We start from the raw sequence: 21097 nt of genomic DNA, 5'->3' as shown, positions 1-21097 counted from the left end.
GCTAAGTTCTGTTACGCCTTTTCTGATTTGCCTAAAACATAAATGATTGTTAATCAGATATTTGTAATTTGATACGTACTTTTACGTATTTTATTTGAGATGCACTATTGACTAAATTTGAATCAACCAATCAATCATATTAGTCATACGTTCCATGAAAAATTTCACAGCCTTTACCCGCCCCAATCTGGCAGAAAGAACTTACAGTGACAGCCGTTCTTCTATCTCAGTCCAATCGATGGGCCGCACGATTTTTTTGACTCCCGATGTCATCACCTTTTTGGAGGGTGAAGGAAACTATACTTTTATATATACGAACACCGGGAAAAAATACCTGGTATCAAAAACATTAAAATCGTTGGCTGAGCAGCTTAATCCTAATTTTATGCGCGTTCACAAATCATACCTGGTGAATGCGGATTATATAGTTGAAAGATTAGAAGACGACAGGATGCTGAAACTATCCTGCGGAAAGGAAGTAGCTGTGTCACGCAGGAAGATCAAGGAAGTCTCAGGATTTCTGGATCACACCACACTTCGCATCAGCGCATGATTTTTGGTAAAATAAATTAGTGGGTTATTCATAAAAACAGCAGCCATCGCTTGATCGAAGGCTGCTCGTTTTGTTTTTAAGCGCACTGTACAACGTCGTAAATTCAGAAATGACCTAAGGTGCAAATATTTTGAACCGACTAGGAACCTTCAAGCTAGTTCAACACTTTCCATTCGGTCATTCGGTCATTCGGTCATTCGGTCATTCGGTCATTCGGTCATTCGGTCATTCGGTCATTCGGTCATTCGGTCATTCGGTCATTCGGTCATTCATCGCACCGGCGATCCGGCGACCCGGTTTAAATTAGAACAACTTCAACCCCAGCGTCACCTGCCAGGAACTGATCTTTTGCTTCACATCACCACCGTCATTCGAGCCGTTGGTTTGAAAAGAAGCTACATTGGTAAACGAACCTTCTTTTCTTACATCCAGACTAAAACTGCCGAGATCGAGCCCTGCCCCTAACTGGTAGCCGAATGTTGCCTGAGATAAAGAATTATTCAGATCAGATGTGTAATATTTAAAAGCATCCCTCAATTTCTGATTGTCCCCGATCCGGAAGGAAGTCACCGGTCCGGCCAAAATCCTGAACGGACCGCCCTTTAAGCCGATCAGCAAAGGCACATCGATATTGCTGTACTTAACGTTGACAGTTTTGCTGATCGGTGTCTCCTGATGCATTTCTACAATTTCAAATGAGCCTCCTTTAGTGGAGACCAATACCTCTGGCTGTATAAAAAGGGTGCGTCCAAACCTTGCGTAAATTCCTCCTACGGCTCCTGTCTTGGTATTAAAGCTTTGCTTAAGATTGTCTTTCACTTCCTGCCCATTATAACCCAGATATGGATTACCGGCGTCATCATAACGTGTAGTGAAAACATTGCCCATGGTAAGACGCGACAGGTTTACCCCTCCTTTGATACCAAACGCAAAACCTTTCTTCTGTGCCTGAGCCGACCCGATCGCAACGATGCATAACAAACAAATACAAGCTACTTTTGTCAGGATGTTCATGGATAATATCATTATTTTAGTAAAACCGGATAATAACGTCAAAAAGCAAAAAACTATACCTTGCCTATATTTTTTTTGATTTTGTGGTCGGAACATCCAAATTTTCATGTTAAGGTCTGCATTTTACCGTTGAACAGCATATAATTACAAATTAGATTTTTCTATTATGGCCAAAGCCAAAACAGCATACTTCTGCCAGGAATGCGGGTATAATTCACCCAAATGGGTTGGAAGATGTCCATCTTGTGGAGAGTGGAATACTTTTGTTCAGGAGGTGATCGAAAAAGAGGACCCTAAGACAACTGTTGCCTGGAAATCTGTCAACCTCGCCAGCCGGCCGAGGGCAATCGCTGAAATTGAATACCAGAATGAGCCCAGGATAAAGACTTCCGATCATGAACTCAACCGTGTTTTAGGGGGCGGCATAGTACAGGGTTCTCTGGTTTTGATAGGTGGGGAGCCAGGGATAGGCAAGTCCACACTCATGCTGCAAATCGCATTGACGCTCTCTAATAAGAAAGTACTTTACGTTTCCGGCGAAGAATCCGACCAGCAAATAAAAATGCGCGCTGAGAGGATGTCAGCGAAAAGTGATAAATGTTTCATTTTAACCGAAACGCATACCCAGAATATCTTTCGTCAGATTGATGATTTTAAGCCAGACGTCCTGATCATCGATTCAATACAAACTATGCAATCGGCTTTTATCGAATCGGGGGCAGGCAGTGTTTCGCAGGTTCGGGAATGTACGGCCGAATTCATGAAGTATGCGAAGGAAATGGGTGTTCCTGTGTTCTTGATCGGACATATTACGAAAGACGGCTCAATTGCCGGACCGAAAGTGCTGGAACATATGGTCGACACCGTATTGCAGTTCGAGGGCGACAGACACAATACTTACCGTATTTTACGGACAGCCAAAAACCGTTTTGGAAGTACCTCGGAGCTCGGCATTTATGAAATGCACGGATCCGGTCTTCGCCAGGTGAGTAACCCCTCTGAAATATTGATCTCGCAGCGGGACGAGCCCGTTAGCGGCATTGCAATCGGTTCTATGATGGAAGGGAACCGGCCGCTTCTAATTGAAATACAATCACTTGTAAGCGTGGCAACATATGGAACTCCCCAGCGTAGCAGTACGGGCTATGATGCTAAAAGGCTTCAAATGCTACTAGCGGTGCTCGAAAAACGTGGTGGTTTCAGGTTGGGCACGCAGGATGTATTTTTGAATGTAGCAGGTGGACTGAAGGTAGAAGATCCGGCCATTGATCTCGCTGTGGTCGCGTCTATCGTTTCGTCCTATGAAGATAAATATATTCCACCATCCATATGTTTTGCAGCCGAAGTCGGTTTAGGAGGAGAGGTCCGGGCTGTGAACCGCATTGAAAACCGGATTTCAGAAGCGGAAAAACTAGGTTTTCGAAAAATTTATATTTCCAAGTACAATAGCAAAGGACTGGAACTTAACAGGAGCAGCATGGAAGTAATCCCGGTGGCACATTTAGATCAGCTGTTTATTTCACTTTTCCTGAATCAGGCTTAATATTTAGCATAGAAACTTTGCAGTTTGCTGGTTAACCTTTCATAAATCGGTTTACTAAACTCGATAAAAAGCTGTTGGGGGGGAGGAGGGAACAGCTCCTGACTTTTGCATTTGCGCAACTGCGCGGAAGTTAGGGCCCTTTCATCGCCGGTGAAACTGGCCCACTCGCAAGTCCAGTTATATTCTCCGTTAAACTTCTCCTCATTTGCTGTTTGTCTGGTGTTGAAATCTGTGATCCGCATATTCAGCAAGCCAGCTGAAAGTACCGTTTTGCGAACTTCTGTGAGTTTTGCAGATACCTTTCCATAGACCGGGACACGTGTCCGGCCGACCACTTTTTCTCCCGTTTTTACTGTGTCCTTACTTATAAAAGTCTCCGTAGTTTTCACTATCATAGTCTGCCCTACCACGAAATCGTCAAATTGGAGCGAAATGACCTGATCAGGTCTGATGCGATTTTTGACAGCCTCCTCCGGCATATAAAAACGGACAAATTTGTTAAGCCGCCCGCTTGTTTGAAGAAATTCATTTACTCTCTCCTGAAAATACGCGTTGCTGAGCTGATATTTTCCGGAGTTCACCAACACTTGCTCCACAATTACTTTGAAAGAGGCCAGCTCATAAGCAATTTCCAGCTTCTTTTTATTATCGTTAAAATCAGGAATGAGTGCTTCTACTTTTTCGAAATGCTGGTAGGCTTGTCTGGCATTCGTGCGATCACCAATGCTTAGGAAATTTGTACCTTCCTTATATCTGACGCTGGCAGCATTGTGCCTGGCCAGCTTTTCTTCCTTTTCAAATCCTTTTGGCGTCACTATTGTTATACACGCCTCACAGGAGTTGATTTCTTTAAAAAGCCGGTTGAGCTTCAAGTACGTTTCCAATAGAGCCTCCCACCGAAACAGGTCTTCTGAATGCTTTTTAGCTTCGATTTCGTTCAAATGCTGGTCAAGTGCGAGGGGATAGGCTTGCCTGAGTACGTCGAGGGAAGCAGCGTGCGTAGGATAGCTTTTTAATTTGACAGCTGCTCGGAGGACGGAGTCGTCAAAATCGCCTTCTTTGAACGATTTTTCTGCTGATTTACAGCCAAGTAGAATAGGGAGTAATATAGCTACAAGATAGCCGGCAGCCAATTTTCTTTTCATAAGGAGATAGCGGAACCGAGGAGCGTAATTTGCTATCAAATTATAAAAAAATCACCTCATTTTTGAGTGTTTCACCAAATAGGCCATCAGGATAGGATCGAAGCCTTTTGCAATATCTGCTTCTATGAAATCGATCTTATACTGACCGCATTTCAGTTTTAATTTGGTGTAAAAATCGCGCACAAACTCCTTGTAGGATTCCCGCACTTGCTCCGGCTGTACCTTGATCTTTTCACCCGTTTCCAGGTCAATAAATTCGTAAGGGCGGTTTTCAAAGGCAAAATCTTCTTCCGTTTTCCGATCGGTAACATGGAAGAGAAGTACCTCGTGCAGGTTGTGGCGTAAGTGCTGTAGTGCAGAGAAAATTTTGTCGGCATTTTCCAGATTGTCAAACATATCGCTGAAAATAACTACAAGCGAGCGTTTATGTATCTTTTCCGCAATCTGATGCAGCACTTCGGAAACGGAGGTTTTCAGAAGTGGCCGTTTCGCTGCCAGCTGGTTCTCCAGATCCAGCATGATCTTATGCACGTGTGAAGGTGTGGATTTGACCGCGGTCTGGATCTCTATATTTTCAGAAAATGTGCAAAGACTAACTGCATCTTTCTGTCTTTGAAGTAAATAGGTAAGACTTGCTGCGGCCATCACGCTGAAAGTCATTTTACCGTAGCTGTCTTCCGGGTAATACATGGAAGAAGAGGTGTCGAGCAAAATATGGCAGCGTAGATTGGTTTCTTCTTCATACCGCTTGACGTACAACCGGTCGGTTTTGGCAAATACTTTCCAATCTATATTGCGGGTAGATTCTCCTGTATTATACAGCTGGTGTTCCGCGAATTCGACTGAGAAACCGTGAAAAGGGGATTTATGTAAACCGGTGATAAATCCTTCAACAAGTTGTTTGGCCAGGAATTCAAGATTTCCAAATTCTCTGATTTTGGATAAATCAAGCTGCCGGTTACTCATTGAGGAAAGTCAGATTTTAAGGTTTGCTGCGCATCGCGATCACTTTGCCGGATTTTGGATCGATCTGTTCGTAAGATTCAAGCAATATCATGCCTTCCATCCCTACAACTCTTACCGAAACATTGGCGACTCCCTGGGCAACTATACCTAGTAGTCTGGCTGCCTCCTTACTTAAATCAATGATCCTGTTTTTGGCAAATGGGCCCCGGTCATTAACCCTTACTATTACTTTTTCGTCATTATTCAGATTCGTCACTTCCAGCATTGTATTAAGCGGATAACTTCTGTGGGCGGCAAGCAGTTCGGTACTTTTGTGTACTTCTCCGAAAGAAGTTTTCCTTCCGTTGAACCGGCTTGCGTAATAAGAGGCATTTCCGGTTTCTGTTTTGCCTAGCTTTACCTGGGCTATTGTTTCAGGCGCAGCAGCTGCAAGAGCTAACAAGATGAGAATCAGAATCCGACGATAAGTCATATCTCAGGATTTAAGTGAAACATAATAAGGAAAACCTTCCTTATGCGATACTCGTTACCGGGTTATTCGTGGGAATTGAAAACCACGGAATTTCAAAAGTAATATAAAATTTGAAGAACAGAACAATTGCTCTGGTGAAAGTGCAAACGAAATACAAAATAGTCTAAATCCGGGCGCGGCATCGCTAATATATTTGTGTTTTTTTGTTCGCAGCAATAAACTTTATATTTTAGCGTTTGAAAACCTATTTAAAACTAAACATAGTGGAAGACAGAGAGCAAATCTACTCCAAAAGGGTTAGGGCAGGAAAACGGACTTACTTCTTCGATGTTCGCTCTACGCGATCTAACGATTATTATCTCACCATTACAGAAAGCCGCCGGCACCCACAGGGAGACGGTTTTACGTACGAAAAACACAAGATGTTTTTGTACAAAGAAGATTTTGATAAGTTCGTAGATGCTTTGAAAGAAGCCGTTGACCATGTGAAAACAGAGCTGATGCCGGAAGTTGACTTCTCTCAGTTTGAAGCCAAGGCCGATGAGGTGGATGTAGTAGGGGAGTCGGATCTTAAGTGGGACTAACAAATTTACTTTAATAGAAAAAGCCTTCGGAAGCAATTACGAAGGCTTTTGGTTTTTGTATCAGCTAAATGGTAATTTTGCAAAAAATTTAATTTAGCAGCCAGGAATTCTTTGCATTTCCATAAGAAGAATGCCTGCTATTCACTGCATACTTCTAATATATGAGTCTTCAATGCGGGATCGTTGGATTGCCAAACGTTGGGAAATCCACTCTCTTTAATGCCATTTCTACCGGAAAAGCCGAAGCAGCAAACTATCCATTTTGTACGATTGAGCCTAATGTGGGAGTCGTAACTGTTCCGGATGAGCGCCTGGAAATTCTGACCGGCCTTGTTAAACCTCAGAAAGTGATTCCTACTATTATTGAGTTTGTCGATATAGCAGGCCTAGTAAAAGGGGCGAGTCAGGGTGCCGGACTAGGTAATAAGTTTTTGGCCAATATCCGTGAAGTTGACGCTATCGTGCATGTTGTCCGCTGTTTTCAGGACGAGAACGTAGTGCACGTGGAAGGGCGTGTTGACCCCGTTTTTGATAAAGAAATTATCGATGCGGAGCTTCAACTGAAAGATCTTGAGTCAGTTGATAAAAAAATCCAGCGTACTGAAAAAGGTGCTCGTGCCGGTGATGCCAAAGCGAAAGCAGAGCTGGAGTGGTTGAAAAAATATAAATCGACGCTAGAAGCCGGAAACAATGCACGAAGCCTCGAAATCGATGAAGAAACCAGGGAGGCTGTGATCGGCGACCTGCAATTGCTCACTGCCAAGCCGGTACTGTACGTAGCCAATGTGGACGAAGGTTCGATGCTGACTGGCAATGAATATTCTGAAAAGCTAAGAGAAACTGTTAAGAAAGAAGGCGCAGAAGTGATTGTGCTTTGCGCTGCTATTGAATCTCAGATTTCAGAAATTGAAGATCCCGAGGAGCATGAGATGTTTTTGGGTGAGTATGGTTTGAAGGAGTCAGGTTTAAGTAAGCTAATTAAGGCTTCTTATTCTTTGTTGAATCTCATTACCTACTTCACTGCGGGCGTAAAAGAAGTGCGGGCCTGGACGATCGAGAAGGGCTGGAAGGCGCCTCAGGCTGCAGGAGTGATCCATAGTGATTTTGAAAAGGGTTTTATTCGTGCAGAGGTGATTAAGATAGCCGATTATCAGCAGTATAAAACGGAAGCTGGTGTAAAGGAAGTTGGTAAAATGGCAGTAGAAGGGAAAGAATATGTGGTTGCCGACGGTGATATCATGCATTTCCGCTTTAATGTCTGACAAAGCGAATTTCAGTTATAAAGTAAGAAAAGCAGCCTTCTGGCTGCTTTTCTTACTTTATAACTGATCAATTTCGACATTATCTGCGCCGGTTCCACTCCACAGTCCGGTATCCGATCAGCAGATCAGCGCGGCCTGCCGGCGGGCGGTGATAGATCAGAATGTCATAATCATTTTCCGTCGCTGCATAATTTCCTTCGATCATTGATTCGTCTGCCTTATTGTCAACTTTGGAAACCGCGGTATAATCGTAATCGATCACTCCCTGTTTGATCAGGATTTCCACTTCGTAAGCCTGCCTGTCAGGATTATAGGTCATTCGGTTACGGTCGTTCAACTGCCAGAGATTGAATGCGCCATTAACGTAAAATGTAACATCCGGATTTTCTGCGGTCTTCAGAGTGAAAAGTACGGGAGTATAATCCGCCTCCACACTACCTCGTCCCGACTCGCGCTGGTCAACAATATATTGCCCGTTAAAATCGTCGACCTGAATATACGCGCCGACCGCCCGGGATTTGTCTGGGAAAAGCGAAAGGCTGGTATATTCATCCGAACGCTGGATTTCATTGACCCCATATCCTCGCCCGGTTAACGATCGGCTGTCGAAATAGCGAAATTCATTGCCTCCTGGAAAAGTATTTTCGAGATTAAAAAAGGTATACTCCAGAAGCTGATCAAATGGTCTCACGTTCGTAGGTTTGAAGCCTGATTTCATCTGATCAAACCTGAAATTTTTTCGGATGAAAACTTTCAGGTCGGTTTGCGGCGCGTTGAGCGGATAACCTTTGTACTCCACTGAGAAGTCGATTTGCTGGTCGGAAAACTGTTGCTGGATTCCCTGCGAAAAGCGCGCCTCGGCTTTCAGATTTATTCTCGACTCAAATAACATAAAGCGTCTGCTCAGAACCGGTTTCCTGTCCTTGTCGGAATAAACATACACCACATAATTCCCGGAGAGTTTCAGCTTCGGTAATTCAAGCCGATAGTGAAAATAAGGAACTTTGGTACTAAATGCCTGCTCCGAGGTAGTAATAGGGTATTCATTGAATTCGTACGTAAACTCAATATCGTTAAGGCCCGACTTGGTCCAGTCTGCATTGCAATGGATGATTTTAGCACGGTAACCCTCAAATTCACCCGACATATCATCGAATTCAAGCACAAGCGGCGAAGTACTGGCGAGCGGCTTTACGGGCGGGGTGAGTAACCTGGTCGGATTTTCAGGATTTTCAAGCGCCGGATAAAGCAGCACCGTCCTGATCTTTTCATTATAGATGTAATCTTCCAGCCGGATATTCTGAATCTGGGCCCGGGCGGCAAAAATGCAGAGCAAAAGACAAATGGAGAGGATAAAGCGCATCAGAAAAATTTTAAAACAATAACGTTACTTATCGAACCAAGGTACGTCTAAACAGGAAAAGGTCATTTGAAGATTATTAACTATTTTGTTTACACAACTATGACAGCACAACCTATCAAAATGTATTCAGCAGAAGCGTATCTCGAATTAGAAAGAGCCGCGGACTACAAAAGCGAATACTACGGTGGCGAAATTTTCGCAATGGCCAGTGTCGGACTAAATCATAACCGTATCAAGGAAAATTTGTCGGGAGAAATAGGTTTTTTTCTGAAAGGCAAATCGTGCCAAGGTTTTTCAAGTGATATGCGGGTGCATATTCCTGAAAATGCTTTTTACACATATCCTGATTTACTGATTTTGTGCGGCAAGCCGGAATTCCTGGATCGTAAGACGGATACCATACTTAATCCGTCCGTGATCATCGAGGTGCTGTCTCCAAGTATTGGTGAATACGATCGAGGTCAGAAATTTCACCTTTATAGAAGCATTTCCTCACTTGTCGAGTATGTATTAATCGATTCCCGCAAATTAATGGCAGAAGTATACCGAAAAGCAGATAACGGCTTGTGGGTACTCGCTTCCGAGGCATACGCAATTGACGGAGCCATTGAAATCGGTCATTCGGCATGCATTTGGAAATGCGTGACATCTATGCGCAAAACGAAGAGATTATTTAGCAGACAGCTCTTCGACTTCCATCATCAGATTTTCCCAATCCTCTGTTGTTTTTTCGAGCTTTTGCTTGATATCGGTATAGAAGCGGTTCATCTCCGCCAGTGCCACAGAATCATTATAAATCTTCGGGTCGCCCAACTTCGTTTCCGTCTCTGCCTTGCGTATTTCCAGATTGTTAATGGTTGATTCCAGTTCCTCAATCTGTTTTTGCGCTTTTTTCAGCTTGGCTGAATCTTCGCTCGAATGTGGCTTTGATACATTTTTTGCGGGACCCGAATTTTGCTGGCTTGCTTTCTGAGGCGGTGCGCTGCTCACTGTTACTTTCTCACTTACAGCAGATTGTAATCCTCTTTCCTCCACCCAAATTTCATATTCCTCGTAAGTTCCGGGATATTCTTTAATCTGATGATCTTCAATATACCAGATCTTGTTAGCAATGTTTTCAACAAAATACCGGTCGTGGGAAACCACAATGTAGCTGCCTTCATATTGCTGCAATGCCTGGATCAGGATATTGACAGACTGCATGTCCAGGTGGTTGGTAGGCTCATCGAGCAGCAGAAAGTTTGCTTGTGAAAGCAATACTTTTGCCAATGCAACCCGCGATTTTTCACCTCCGGACAGTACCTTAATCTTCTTGAAAACATCATCACCTGTAAACAAAAAGCATCCTAATACAGTCCTGAGTTCGGTTTCTGTTTTATTCGGATTCGCATATTTGAGCTCCTCAATCAGGTTATGGGCCACATTCAGGGATTCAAGCTGATGCTGTGCATAGAATGTGAAGGATACATTGTGTCCCAGCCTTCTTTTTCCCTCAATAGGCTCAGTACCAGCAACTACACGAAGTACGGTTGATTTTCCGCGTCCATTGGCGCCGATCAGCGCAATTTTATCTCCGCGTTCCATACTGATATTGGTACTATCGAGGATCACTTTTTCTCCGTAAGCTTTGGAAGCGTCTTCCAGCTGAAAAACGTGCCTTCCCGGCTGCGTAGTGAATTGAAATCGGAAATGGACCTTGGCATTTTCGTCAATTACAGCGTCCACTACATCCATTCTGTCCAGCGCTTTCACCCGGCTCTGTACCTGTCGGGATTTGGTAGCTTTTGCTTTAAAACGTTCGATAAAACGTTCGGTCTGCCGGATTTTCGCCTGCTGGTTTTCGTAAGCACCACGCTGGATTTCGTTGCGTTCTTCTTTTTCTTCGAGATAGTAGGAATAGTTTCCTGCGTAATAATTCAGTTTTCCACCAGATACTTCTACCGTCGTATCTATCGTGTTATCAAGGAACTGCCTGTCGTGGGAAACCACAATCACGGCGCCTTCGTACGATTGTACATATTTCTCAACCCATTGAATGGAAGGTAAGTCGAGGTGGTTGGTAGGCTCATCGAGCATGAGAAGTGAAGGTTTTTGCAGCAGCAATTTGGCCAGCATTACCCGCATTCTCCATCCTCCTGAAAACAGACGCAAAGGCTGCTGCAGATCGGCGGTTGAGAAACCCAGACCTTCCAGAATCGCCTCGGCTTTGGATTGTACGGTGTACCCGTCGAGCGCCTCAAATTCATCCTGCACTTTTGCGAGCTTGTCAACCAGCGCGTCGGTATAGTTGTGTTCCATGTCATGCAGGATCTTGTCGATCTGCACTTGCAGCATATTTTGTCTTTCAAATGCCTGCATTGCCACTGAAAGAATGGAATCATCGCTTTGGTAGGAGAGCAAATCCTGGTTCAGAAAGCCAATGGTACAGTCTCCTGCTTTGGAAATATTGCCGCCGTCGGGCTGGAATTCTCCGTTGATCATTCTCAGAAGCGTAGATTTTCCTGTTCCATTCAGGCCGATCAGCCCGATCTTTTGTTTAGGCTTTATATGAAGCGATGCACCGTCGTAAAGTGCCCGGTCGCCAAGAAAATAACTGAGGTTGGTAATTGCGATCATATTACAAAGTTACACGGAAGAAGCAGATAGTAAAAGTCCGATTGTTGGAATAGTTATAAATGAAACCTGACAGGCAGAATCAAAACATATTTTCTTGTAAATTTGATTATAAAGTTTTCATCTCAAACCTGCACAGTGAACAACCTCTTTCCAATTTTCATCAAACTTGAAAAACTGCACACGCTGATTGTTGGGGGCGGATATGTAGGCCTTGAAAAGATCACGGCGGTGCTTGATAATTCACCAGAAGCCAACATTACCCTGGTATCGCCGGAGATCAGGCAGGAAATTCTGGATCTGGCCCAACAAACCCCCCGCATTGTTTTGATTAAAAGAAAATTCAGTGACGAAGACCTGATTGCAAAGGACCTGGTGATCGTCGCCACGAATGATAAAGAAGAGAACAAGCGGATTTCTGTCGTTGCAAGGGCAAAGCATATTTTAACCAACGTGGCTGACACACCTGCTATTTGCGATTTTTACCTGTCTTCTGTTGTCAGAAAAGGGAATTTGAAAGTTGCGATCTCGACCAACGGAATGTCGCCCACACTGGCGAAACGTTTAAAGGAAGTACTTGGAGAAGCACTGCCCGACAATCTCGAAACCGCAATGGAACAGCTTAAAGCTGTCAGGGATATGTTAAAGGGTGATTTTGCATATAAAGTGGAGGAATTGAACCGCATTACTTCCGTGCTGACAACCGCGGGCAGACAACCTGAAAACGATCAGATTGAGGATTAAAAATCACAGGTAAATCTTACAATAAATTGCAGTGTAAATTGTTTTAATAAAGATATTTGCAACATATCACCCGCACCCCTCCACATCAGTCATTACTTCGGCTAATCCAGGCGATTGACCTTGAAACCTAAAATTCCTTTTAGCAATTGTGCTATGTAACCGGTAGCAATAAATTGTGTTCGCTTTTTATAGCTTTAATACGTATTATTGAAATAAGTATTAACCAAACCGATAACTCGGAAACCTATTCATTTTTGAGATAGACTTATACGTAAGCATATGGATCTTTTTTACCGGAACGGTGGCCAGTGTAGGCTTTCTTTGTTGTGTCTTGGTGCTGTTTTTCTTGCTTTCTCCATTTTTTCTGTTCCTTCCTTTTCCAGTAGCATTGCCATTGATATAAAGGGTGTCGTCAAAAGCAGCACCGGGGAAATATTGATCGGGTCAACTGTGCGGGTAAAGGGAACGCAGAAGGGGACTGTTACCAATGAAAAAGGCGAGTTTTTACTGACCGATGTCAACGAAGGCGCGACGCTGGTAGTGACAATGATCGGTTTTCTGGCAAAGGAAGTTCCTGCCGCGAAAAGTATGAGCATCGAGCTCGCCGAGGACGCGGTTGGTTTACAGGATGTGGTGGTAACTGGCTTTCAGAATATTGACAAGGATAAATTCACGGGTTCGGCTGTTACGCTAAAAACCGACGATGTCAAAATCGACGGCCTACCGGATGTAAGCAGGATGCTCGAAGGCCGTGCCGCCGGGGTTTCCATTCAAAACGTGTCAGGTACTTTCGGGGCAGCGCCCAAAATTCGTATTCGCGGAGCCACTTCTTTAAATGGTGATAATAAGCCACTTTGGGTGATCGACGGTGTTGTTCAGGAGGATATTGTCAATATTTCAAATGATCAGCTGTCGAGCGGCGACCCTACTACGCTACTGGGCTCGGCAGTCGCCGGACTCAACCCAAACGATATTGAAACTTTCGATATTCTGAAAGATGCCGCTGCGGCTGCATTATACGGTGCCCGCGCTATGAACGGTGTAATCGTGATTACGACCAAAAAAGGTAAAAGCGGAAAGCCTGTCATCACTTATTCGGGTAATTTCAGTACGCAGCTTACACCGTCTTACCGCAACTTCAACATTATGAACTCCGCCCAGCAAATGTCTGTGCTGGGAGAGCTGGAACGCAAGGGTTATCTGAATTCAGACATTTTGTCAAAGCCGGATTTTGGTGTTTACGGTAAATATTACAACTCGCTGAATGGTGACAATGAAGGTAATTTTCCACTTCCCAATACACAGGAGGCCAAGAGAAACTACCTGCTCAGATACGCAGGAGCAAATACGGACTGGTTTGATGTGCTTTTCAAACAAAACTTCATTCATGAGCATTCATTGAGTGTCTCGTTCGGAAGTGAAAAGTCAAGCTCCTATGCGTCTGTAAGTTACCTGGACGACAATGGATGGACGATCGCAGATAAAGTGAAGCGTTACACACTGAATTTTAACAATACCTACCAACTCTCAGACAAACTGAGCATAGGTTTGACCACCCTGGCGTCCGTTCGCAGGCAGCAGGCGCCCGGTTCGCTCAGTCGCCGCAGCAATCCGGTAGAAGGGAAATTTGACAGGGATTTTGATATTAACCCGTTCAGCTATGCCCTGAACACCAGCCGCACTTTAACCGCCTACGATGAAAATGGCGATCTTGAATATTTCAGGAGAAATTTTGCGCCATTCAATATCGTCTCGGAACTGGCTAATAACCGTATCAATCTTAACCTGGCGGACATTAAGTTGCAGGGAAATCTTTCCTACAAGATCACCGATCACATTACTTACGACTTTTTGGGCGCGCTGAGGTATATTCAAACCGGCCGTGAGCACATTATCACGGAGCACAGCAATATGGCCAACGCCTACCGCGCAGCCGACAATTCGACGATTGCTTTGGCCAATAAATACCTGTACACCGATCCCGACGTTCCCAATGCATATCCCGTTATAGTGCTGCCCAGCGGTGGTTTTTACAATACAAATGAGGATCAGATGCTTTTTTATAACATCCGTAATAACCTCAGATACAACAGGAAATTTGCCGACAGGCACCAGATTGATATCCTGGCTGGACAGGAAATCAAGTATACCAACCGCAAAAATTCCAACAATACCGGCTACGGATTTCAATATGACCAGGGCGGGACACCGTTTGTCGATTACCGGATCCTGAAGCAGACCATAGAAACCAACTTCCAGTATTATGGGATGCGAATGGACTACGAGCGGTTTGCGGCATTTTACGGAAGTGCAGGATATACACTGGACGATAAATATAATTTTACCGCTTACATCCGCTACGACGGATCGAATAGTTTCGGTAAATCCGCCATTGCCCGTTGGCTGCCGACGTATACAGTCGCGGGATCCTGGAATTTCGACAGGGAAAATTTTCTGAAAAACTCCAAATGGCTTAGCATGGGACGGCTTCGCGCGAGTTACGGACTTTCGGCCGATACAGGGCCGGCGACCAATTCTGCGGTTTTGTTCCAGAGTATTATTACCAGAAGACCATTTGCCGATGAAAAAGAATCTGCAATCGCATTGGCTTCACTTCAAAATACACAGTTGACCTGGGAGAAACTGTACAGCGGAAACCTTGGGCTCGACTTGGGATTATTTGCGAACCGGATCAATCTGACCGTCGACGGCTACATCAGAAATAGCTTCGATCTGATCGACGAAATCAAAACTTCAGGAATCGGTGGGCAGATATACAAAGTGGCCAATTATGCCGATATGCAGTCTTATGGAGTTGATTTCTCGATCGATGGTGTATTGTTTAAAAACAAAGACTGGGATTTCCGGTCACGCATTACGGTGGGCTATGCACAGACCCGCATTACCAATGTGGATAATAATCCGGGAATATTTGATCTCGTAAAAGCAGAAGGGGCAAATGTGACGGGACGGCCGGTCAGGAGCCTTTTTTCAATAGATTATCGTGCTTTAAATCCCAAAACGGGCGTCCCTATATTCCTGAACGAAAATGGAGAAGTGAGCTCTGATGTTTATTTACAAGATCAGAATGTATCCTATCTCAAATATGAAGGGCCGGTTGATCCGCCTGTAACAGGAGGTTTTAATAATACGCTGACTTACAAAGATCTTTCACTGAATGTGTTCTTTACCTATCAATATGGTAACAAGATCCGCCTTAATCCACTTTACAAAGGTGCATTCAGTGATTTGGACGCACTTCCGCGTGAGTTTCTGGACAGATGGGTGATTCCGGGTGAAGAAGCGGTTACGCCAGTGGCCTCTATTGCCGACAAGCTCGAAGCCCAGTACCTGGCTGGTACATATCCTTACAGTATTTACAATTATTCAACTGAAAGGGTAGCAAAAGGTGATTTTGTCAGGTTGAAATCGGTTTCGCTGTCTTACAGAGTGCCGCTAGCATTTTCGGGCAAATATGGTTTTAAAGCAGCGAGTATCCAGCTTTCTTCTATTAATCCCTGGCTGATTTATGCGGACAAAAAACTGAAAGGGCAGGACCCTGAGTTTTTCAACTCCGGCGGTGTTGCGCAGCCTATTCAAAAGCAATTCACAGTTGCGATCAAGCTGACTTTATAAATGTACGCTGAGACAAAGACATTGATCCAGAATAAACATGACAAGACTAAGTAACATAAAAAGCCTTCTGATTATCCCGCTGCTCCTGGTACTGGCTGGCTGTGAGGATTTTCTTTCCACCGAACCCGATAGTACCCGGGCAACGATCAATACACCCGGAAAGGTATCCCAGTTACTCACCACTGCTTATCCGCAGGGAAGCTACGTGCTGTTTGCCGAGTCTATGAGCGACAATGTTGCGGACAAAGGAATTGGGGAAGATGATAAGACCAACCGTTTTTCCTATCTGTTTGAAGAAGTCGAGGCGACGGTGGATGAGCAGGACTCGCCGGATCAATACTGGGCGGAATGCTACCGGGCGATTTCGGTTGCCAATGAGGCGCTTGACATTATCAGCAAAGTGGCCAATCCGGAAGAATATTCGGCGCAAAAAGGGGAGGCTTTGCTCGCGCGCGCCTATGCCCATTTTATGCTTGTCAACTTTTTCAGCAAATTTTTTGACGCTACACAAGCTAATCCAAGCCCGGGAATTCCTTATGTAACTGTTCCGGAAAAGGTGGTTTTGAAACAGTATGACCGCCGGACAGTCGATTTTGTTTACAGTATGATCGAAAAGGATTTGCTGGAAGGGCTTCCGTTGATTGCCGACGGCAGCTATACCGTACCTAAGTACCACTTCAATCGTGCCGCCGCGAATGCATTTGCCTGCCGGTTTTATCTGGTGAAAAGGGATTATGCAAAAGTGCTGCAATACGCGAATGCAGTGTTTCCCGGAGCGAATATAGGCGACAACCTTCGCCCCTGGAACACAACTTACGAAAGCTTGTCGCCTCAGGAATTGTACAATACCTATTCCCGCGCCAGTCAGAATGCCAATTTGCTCCTTGCTGAAACCTCTTCGACCTACGGCAGATATGTAGCGCAATACCGGTACGGAATGAATTACGGAAAATGGCTGGAAGTTTCGGAAGGCGAGGGGATCATCGCAGGTAACGCCAGTTGGGCCTATCCTTTGTATACCCAAGGCGATAATAACTATTTGATCCCGAAATTGAACGAATATTTTGTCAGGGAATCTGTAAATGCGGAAATTGGATTTCCGTATGTAATGGTGCCGCTGTTCACAGCTGAGGAGGTTTTGTTCAATAAAATTGAAGCAAATGCGTATCTGAATAATACGGCTGCGGCTATTGAAGATCTTAACTTGTTTGCCAGCAAGCGCGTTTCTAATTATAATCCTTCTACGCACAGGATTACTTCAAGCAGGATCACCAGCTTTTTTAATGGGATGAACCTCCGGTCGGGAATCGTGAATACGGTGTTGCTTTTTAAAAGAGTCGAATTTGTGCAGGAGGGAATGAGATGGTTTGATATGCAGCGTTACGGTATTCCTGTTCAGCACCAGACTTCCTCGGGACAGGTGATCTCGGTACCGGCGACCGACCCCCGCAGGGTTTTACAAATACCGCAAACGGCAACCTTGGCAGGGATTGAGCAAAACAGCAGATAATTGAAATGAATATGATAGCGAAATCAATTTCAAAAACCTTATTACTCGGAATGCTTGCTGCCAGCATGCTTTTGAGTTCATGTACGGAAGAAAAAATTGGCAAGGTGGAAGACATTCCAGGACTGGGCGGAGACACGTGGGTGCCCGGGCCGGTCGATAAATGGATCCTCGACAGCCTGACTACGCCGTACAATATTTCGGCGAAGTACAAATGGGACCAGTTTGAGTTTGGCAATATTACGAAAACACTGGTGCCGCCAGACGAAGCCCAGGTTATTCCATTGCTGAGCACAATCAAAAAAGCCTGGACAGTACCCTACGTACAGGAAGCCGGGAAAGTCTTTTACAATAAATTCTCTCCCAAGTTCTTTATTCTTTCCGGAAGCAATGAATACAATGCGGAAGGTTCAATTACGCTTGGTACTGCTGAGGGAGGTCGGAAAGTAGTTTTGTTCGGTGTTAATTTGTTTAAGATTAAGGGAATGCAGGGCTACGATGCGGCGAGAGATTCGGCCTTTGTAAAAGATTGGTTCCTGCATACGATACACCACGAATTCGGGCACATCCTGCACCAGACGGAGTTATATCCTGTTGAATACCGGAACATTACCAAGTCGCTTTATCAGGGAGGAAACTGGATCAACTGGTCGGATGCAGATGCCCGCCGCGATGGTTTCGTAACTGCATATAGTTCGCTGAACTTTGATGAAGACTTTGTGGAAATGATCGCCATGATGCTGACCGAAGGAAAAGCGGGATTCGACAAAATCGTAAATTCGATCCCGGAAGGTACCAGCCCAAGAGGCGTCACCAAAGCACAGGCGCAGTCGTCGCTCCGGCAAAAAGAGGCTATTGTGGTCGCCTATTATAAAAATACGTGGGATATAGATTTTTATAGCCTGCAAAAACGGGTTAGGGGATCGATGAACAAACTTTTTTAATTAAATGAAAAAAATCTTTCTCTATTTCCTGTTCGCTTCTTCCGCTTTTTTTTCCTGCGAGAATAGCGATGATACTTTGTTTGAAGAATCTGCGGATACCCGTTTGAATGCTGCATTGGCATCCTATGAAAAGCTGCTTGTTGAGGCCCCGCACGGCTGGAATGCAATCATTTACCCAAAAGGCGGCGGCAGCTATGGTTTTCACTTCAAATTCAATGATCAGAACAGGGTCGTCATGTACTCGGACTTTACAGCAGAGTCTGCAGCCAAACCGAAGGAAAGCAGCTACCGGTTGAAAGCCATGCAGACCCCTTCGCTGATATTCGATACCTATTCATACTTACACGTGTTGTCTGACCCGGACAATGAGGTAAATGGGGGCGTATTAGGGGAAGGGCTTCAATCGGATTTTGAGTTCAGTATTTTTCCCGACTCACTGAAAGAAGAAACGGTCACCTTCGTCGGCAGAAAAAACCAGAGCAGGCTTGTGCTCACCAAAGCAACGCAGGCACAGGCAGCGGCTTACGCCAGCGGAGATCTTGCAAAGGCGGTTCTCTTCAACAATATTTCCAAGTATCAGACCTATTTCAGGCGGATTACCCTCGGCAACGTTACTTATGAGATTACGCCCAACCAGTTGAATAGAACTATTAAACTAACCTGGCTGGAAGGCAATGTGCCCAAGACATTTACGACAGGGTATTATTTTGCGGGGGCGAGCCTCGTTTTCCTCAAACCGTTGGTAAATGGTTCACAAACCATCAATGGTTTTACCAACTTTACGTGGAATGCAAATTCAATGCAACTGAGGTTTTCGGGAGGAGGGGCCAATACTGTGGTGCAGGAAGCGATCAAACCAATTTCCGTTGATCTTGCAGCTGCAAGGAGATGGTGGCGAGAGCCCGTCGAATCGGGTGGCTACTGGCGCTCTCTCAACGGGTTTCACGTTAAGGGCGTCGATGATGCATTTGGAGTAAAAGATCTCAGTTACGAAGGAAACCCCTACTATCGTTATTTGTACCAGCCGGGAGGAGACACGAGTTATGAGATTTTTGCGCCCCTTTTTGTGGTCGATGACGCTTTGTCGCTTATCTACGGGCACCTTGGCGAGCCTCCTGTATTCACCGCCGATGGCAGGATCATATATACGGCCTACGCCACCACAGGTCCTGTCCCTATGAATGGCCCGGCAGTGAACTCGGCAAATCTGCTGTACGATAAAAGCGGGTTTTATCTGATCCAGACGTCAGAAACAACGTACGATATGGTGAGTGCCAAAGACGCGAAAGCCTGGATTTCCTGGCAATAGTTGCGTGCATTTTCTAAAGCAAAAAAACACTCCTGGCAAAAGGAGTGTTTTTTTGTAGGGGTTAAAATCATTGATAACCCTCATTTTGCACCAGGCTCTTGTTTACATCGATCTCGCGTTGTGGAATAGGCATGATCAGCTTCGGAGAATTGTAGGGGAATGTTCCTACATTCTTTTTGTTCCGCTTGATATCGTGCAACATGTGGCCTTCAAATGCAAGTTCGAGATGCCGCTCTTTGAGGATCGATTCCAGATTCACTGTTGTGACTGCTGTCAGGCCGGCCCGTGTGCGAATCCGGTTAATATCTGCAACAGGAGTAGCGCCCACTGACGTGCTGAGACGAAAATTGGCCTCTGCTCTCGTCAAATACATTTCGGCAGACCTGAACTGAAGCACGTTACCAAAAGTGTCCAGATGTTTTTGCGTATAGGTATTGAGCGTAGTAATAAAGAAATTCCCGCGTTCATCACCAGTTTCGTACAGGCTTCTGTGTTTGGGAAGTATGCGAACATCCCCTCTTCCTGAAGTCCCTGTGATATCCTCGATAGTCGCTCCGAAATAGGTGTTCATATCGTTCGCTCCGTCTTGCTGCGTTACGACCATCGAAAAAATGTATTCAGCCGGATTAGCTCCGTTGTTGCGCAGGAAAGTATAGTATAGTGAAGAAAAGTCAGCCACCAGCGGATACTTAGCTGACTGGATAACTTCATTAGCCTCATCCCTTGCAAGTGCAAAATTGGACTGCATCAGGTATACACGCGATAATTGGGCAGATGCAGCAAACTTATTAGCGTAAATAGCATTAACCTCCGGCAAAAGTGTTTTGGCTGCAGTCAAATCAGCCAGGACCTGTGTATATACCTCGGCTACCGAATTACGGGGGATATTATTGGCTTCAGTCACAACCCGCGTCGGCGTTAAAATGAGCGGAACGCCCGGATTTGCATTGTTATCCCCATCGCCCCAGGTTTTTGCATACATTCTGACCAGGTCAAAATAAATAGAACCCCTGATAAACCGCGCCTCACCTTCCACACGTTCCCTTTTATCCTCTTCCACGATATCCAGCGCTGACAATACATTATTACAGCGGTTGATTGCAACATACGAATCGCGCCAGGTCGCCAGGGCTGTTACATTCTGTGTGGTAATTTCTTTATTGTACATTTCGAGTAGGTTTTGGAAAGTCCCTCCAAAGCCCAGCTCGTCGCTGTTTCCCAATAATTCGGAGGTGTACTGGAATGCACCTCCATAAACGTCCACATCCTGTAATCCATCATAAGCACCTATCAGGGTTACCTCCACATCGCGCGAAGTGCTCAGCGCGGTGCTTTCTTCAATGCTTTGGGTAGGCGCAACATCCAGCTTGCTTGCACAGCCATTCACCATGAGCAGACCTGTCAACAGAGCCAGGGAGTGTATATATGTTCTCTTTTTCATA

The 21097-nt window shown here is 45.0% G+C and carries 16 protein-coding genes and 1 pseudogene; 10 read left to right on the top strand and 7 right to left on the bottom strand.

Annotated elements, in window-relative coordinates; genetic code table 11:
• The first annotated feature begins 154 nt into the window (after positions 1-154).
• Complete coding sequence (locus FXO21_RS05645) at positions 155-553, top strand: LytR/AlgR family response regulator transcription factor (protein WP_225865581.1); 399 nt, start codon at positions 155-157, stop codon at positions 551-553.
• 303 nt (positions 554-856) lie between these two features.
• Here FXO21_RS05645 and FXO21_RS05640 read toward each other — a convergent pair whose 3' ends face one another.
• The gene (locus FXO21_RS05640) at positions 857-1567 is read right to left on the bottom strand and encodes a porin family protein (RefSeq protein ID WP_149639182.1); all 711 of its coding nucleotides are present in this window, start codon (positions 1565-1567) and stop codon (positions 857-859) included.
• A 166-nt stretch (positions 1568-1733) separates the two neighbouring features.
• Here FXO21_RS05640 and radA point away from each other — a divergent pair, with 166 nt between their 5' ends.
• Entirely contained in the window at positions 1734-3110 is a 1377-nt protein-coding gene (radA, locus tag FXO21_RS05635; RefSeq protein WP_149639181.1) for a DNA repair protein RadA, read from the top strand.
• Here the strand turns inward: radA and FXO21_RS05630 are convergent.
• Genes FXO21_RS05630 through FXO21_RS05620 form a run of 3 tightly spaced genes read right to left on the bottom strand, consistent with a single transcriptional unit; the run spans position 3107 to position 5693 of the window.
• The gene (locus FXO21_RS05630) at positions 3107-4255 is read right to left on the bottom strand and encodes a hypothetical protein (RefSeq protein ID WP_149639180.1); all 1149 of its coding nucleotides are present in this window, start codon (positions 4253-4255) and stop codon (positions 3107-3109) included. The two genes, radA and FXO21_RS05630, sit on opposite strands and share 4 nt — an antisense overlap.
• A gap of 51 nt (positions 4256-4306) precedes the next feature.
• Positions 4307-5221, bottom strand: coding sequence for a DUF58 domain-containing protein (locus FXO21_RS05625; RefSeq protein ID WP_149639179.1), 915 nt, complete (start codon positions 5219-5221; stop codon positions 4307-4309).
• Positions 5222-5237: 16 nt separating this feature from the next.
• Positions 5238-5693, bottom strand: a complete 456-nt coding sequence (locus tag FXO21_RS05620; RefSeq protein WP_149639178.1) for a septal ring lytic transglycosylase RlpA family protein — start codon at positions 5691-5693, stop codon at positions 5238-5240.
• Between the two features lie 236 nt (positions 5694-5929).
• Here FXO21_RS05620 and FXO21_RS05615 point away from each other — a divergent pair, with 236 nt between their 5' ends.
• A complete protein-coding gene (locus tag FXO21_RS05615) occupies positions 5930-6277 on the top strand; it encodes a DUF3276 family protein (protein ID WP_149639177.1) in 348 nt (115 codons plus the stop codon).
• 161 nt (positions 6278-6438) lie between these two features.
• Positions 6439-7539: a redox-regulated ATPase YchF gene (ychF, locus tag FXO21_RS05610; protein ID WP_149639176.1), complete on the top strand. Its 1101-nt coding sequence runs from the start codon at positions 6439-6441 to the stop codon at positions 7537-7539.
• Between the two features lie 79 nt (positions 7540-7618).
• On the opposite strand, the gene FXO21_RS05605 is transcribed toward ychF, so the two are convergent.
• Positions 7619-8902 (bottom strand): type IX secretion system plug protein, encoded by a 1284-nt coding sequence (locus tag FXO21_RS05605; RefSeq protein WP_149639175.1) that lies wholly within the window; start codon positions 8900-8902, stop codon positions 7619-7621.
• A 99-nt stretch (positions 8903-9001) separates the two neighbouring features.
• Between FXO21_RS05605 and FXO21_RS05600 the strand changes: the two are divergent.
• Positions 9002-9418: pseudogene (locus FXO21_RS05600) on the top strand (Uma2 family endonuclease); the annotation flags it as partial.
• Positions 9419-9571: 153 nt separating this feature from the next.
• On the opposite strand, the gene FXO21_RS05595 reads toward FXO21_RS05600, so the two are convergent.
• Positions 9572-11518: an ABC-F family ATP-binding cassette domain-containing protein gene (locus tag FXO21_RS05595; RefSeq protein WP_149639174.1), complete on the bottom strand. Its 1947-nt coding sequence runs from the start codon at positions 11516-11518 to the stop codon at positions 9572-9574.
• Positions 11519-11653: 135 nt separating this feature from the next.
• On the opposite strand from FXO21_RS05595, the gene FXO21_RS05590 reads away from it, so the two are divergent.
• From FXO21_RS05590 to FXO21_RS05570, 5 genes are all read left to right on the top strand, one after another.
• Positions 11654-12259, top strand: coding sequence for a precorrin-2 dehydrogenase/sirohydrochlorin ferrochelatase family protein (locus tag FXO21_RS05590; RefSeq protein ID WP_149639173.1), 606 nt, complete (start codon positions 11654-11656; stop codon positions 12257-12259).
• 279 nt (positions 12260-12538) lie between these two features.
• On the top strand, positions 12539-15895 hold the full coding sequence (locus tag FXO21_RS05585; protein WP_149639172.1) for a SusC/RagA family TonB-linked outer membrane protein: 3357 nt from the start codon (positions 12539-12541) through the stop codon (positions 15893-15895).
• 37 nt (positions 15896-15932) lie between these two features.
• Positions 15933-17405: a RagB/SusD family nutrient uptake outer membrane protein gene (locus FXO21_RS05580; RefSeq protein WP_149639171.1), complete on the top strand. Its 1473-nt coding sequence runs from the start codon at positions 15933-15935 to the stop codon at positions 17403-17405.
• 11 nt (positions 17406-17416) lie between these two features.
• Positions 17417-18346 (top strand): zinc-binding metallopeptidase, encoded by a 930-nt coding sequence (locus FXO21_RS05575; protein ID WP_225865579.1) that lies wholly within the window; start codon positions 17417-17419, stop codon positions 18344-18346.
• A 4-nt stretch (positions 18347-18350) separates the two neighbouring features.
• A complete protein-coding gene (locus tag FXO21_RS05570) occupies positions 18351-19655 on the top strand; it encodes a DUF4302 domain-containing protein (protein WP_149639169.1) in 1305 nt (434 codons plus the stop codon).
• Positions 19656-19722: 67 nt separating this feature from the next.
• Here the strand turns inward: FXO21_RS05570 and FXO21_RS05565 are convergent, their stop codons facing one another.
• Complete coding sequence (locus FXO21_RS05565; protein ID WP_149639168.1) at positions 19723-21096, bottom strand: RagB/SusD family nutrient uptake outer membrane protein; 1374 nt, start codon at positions 21094-21096, stop codon at positions 19723-19725.
• Between the last annotated feature and the right edge of the window lies 1 nt (position 21097).

The organism is Dyadobacter sp. UC 10, assembly GCF_008369915.1.
Lineage (GTDB): Bacteria > Bacteroidota > Bacteroidia > Cytophagales > Spirosomataceae > Dyadobacter.
Note: the sequence above shows the minus strand (reverse complement) of the source record. Positions and strands in the feature narration are given on the sequence as shown.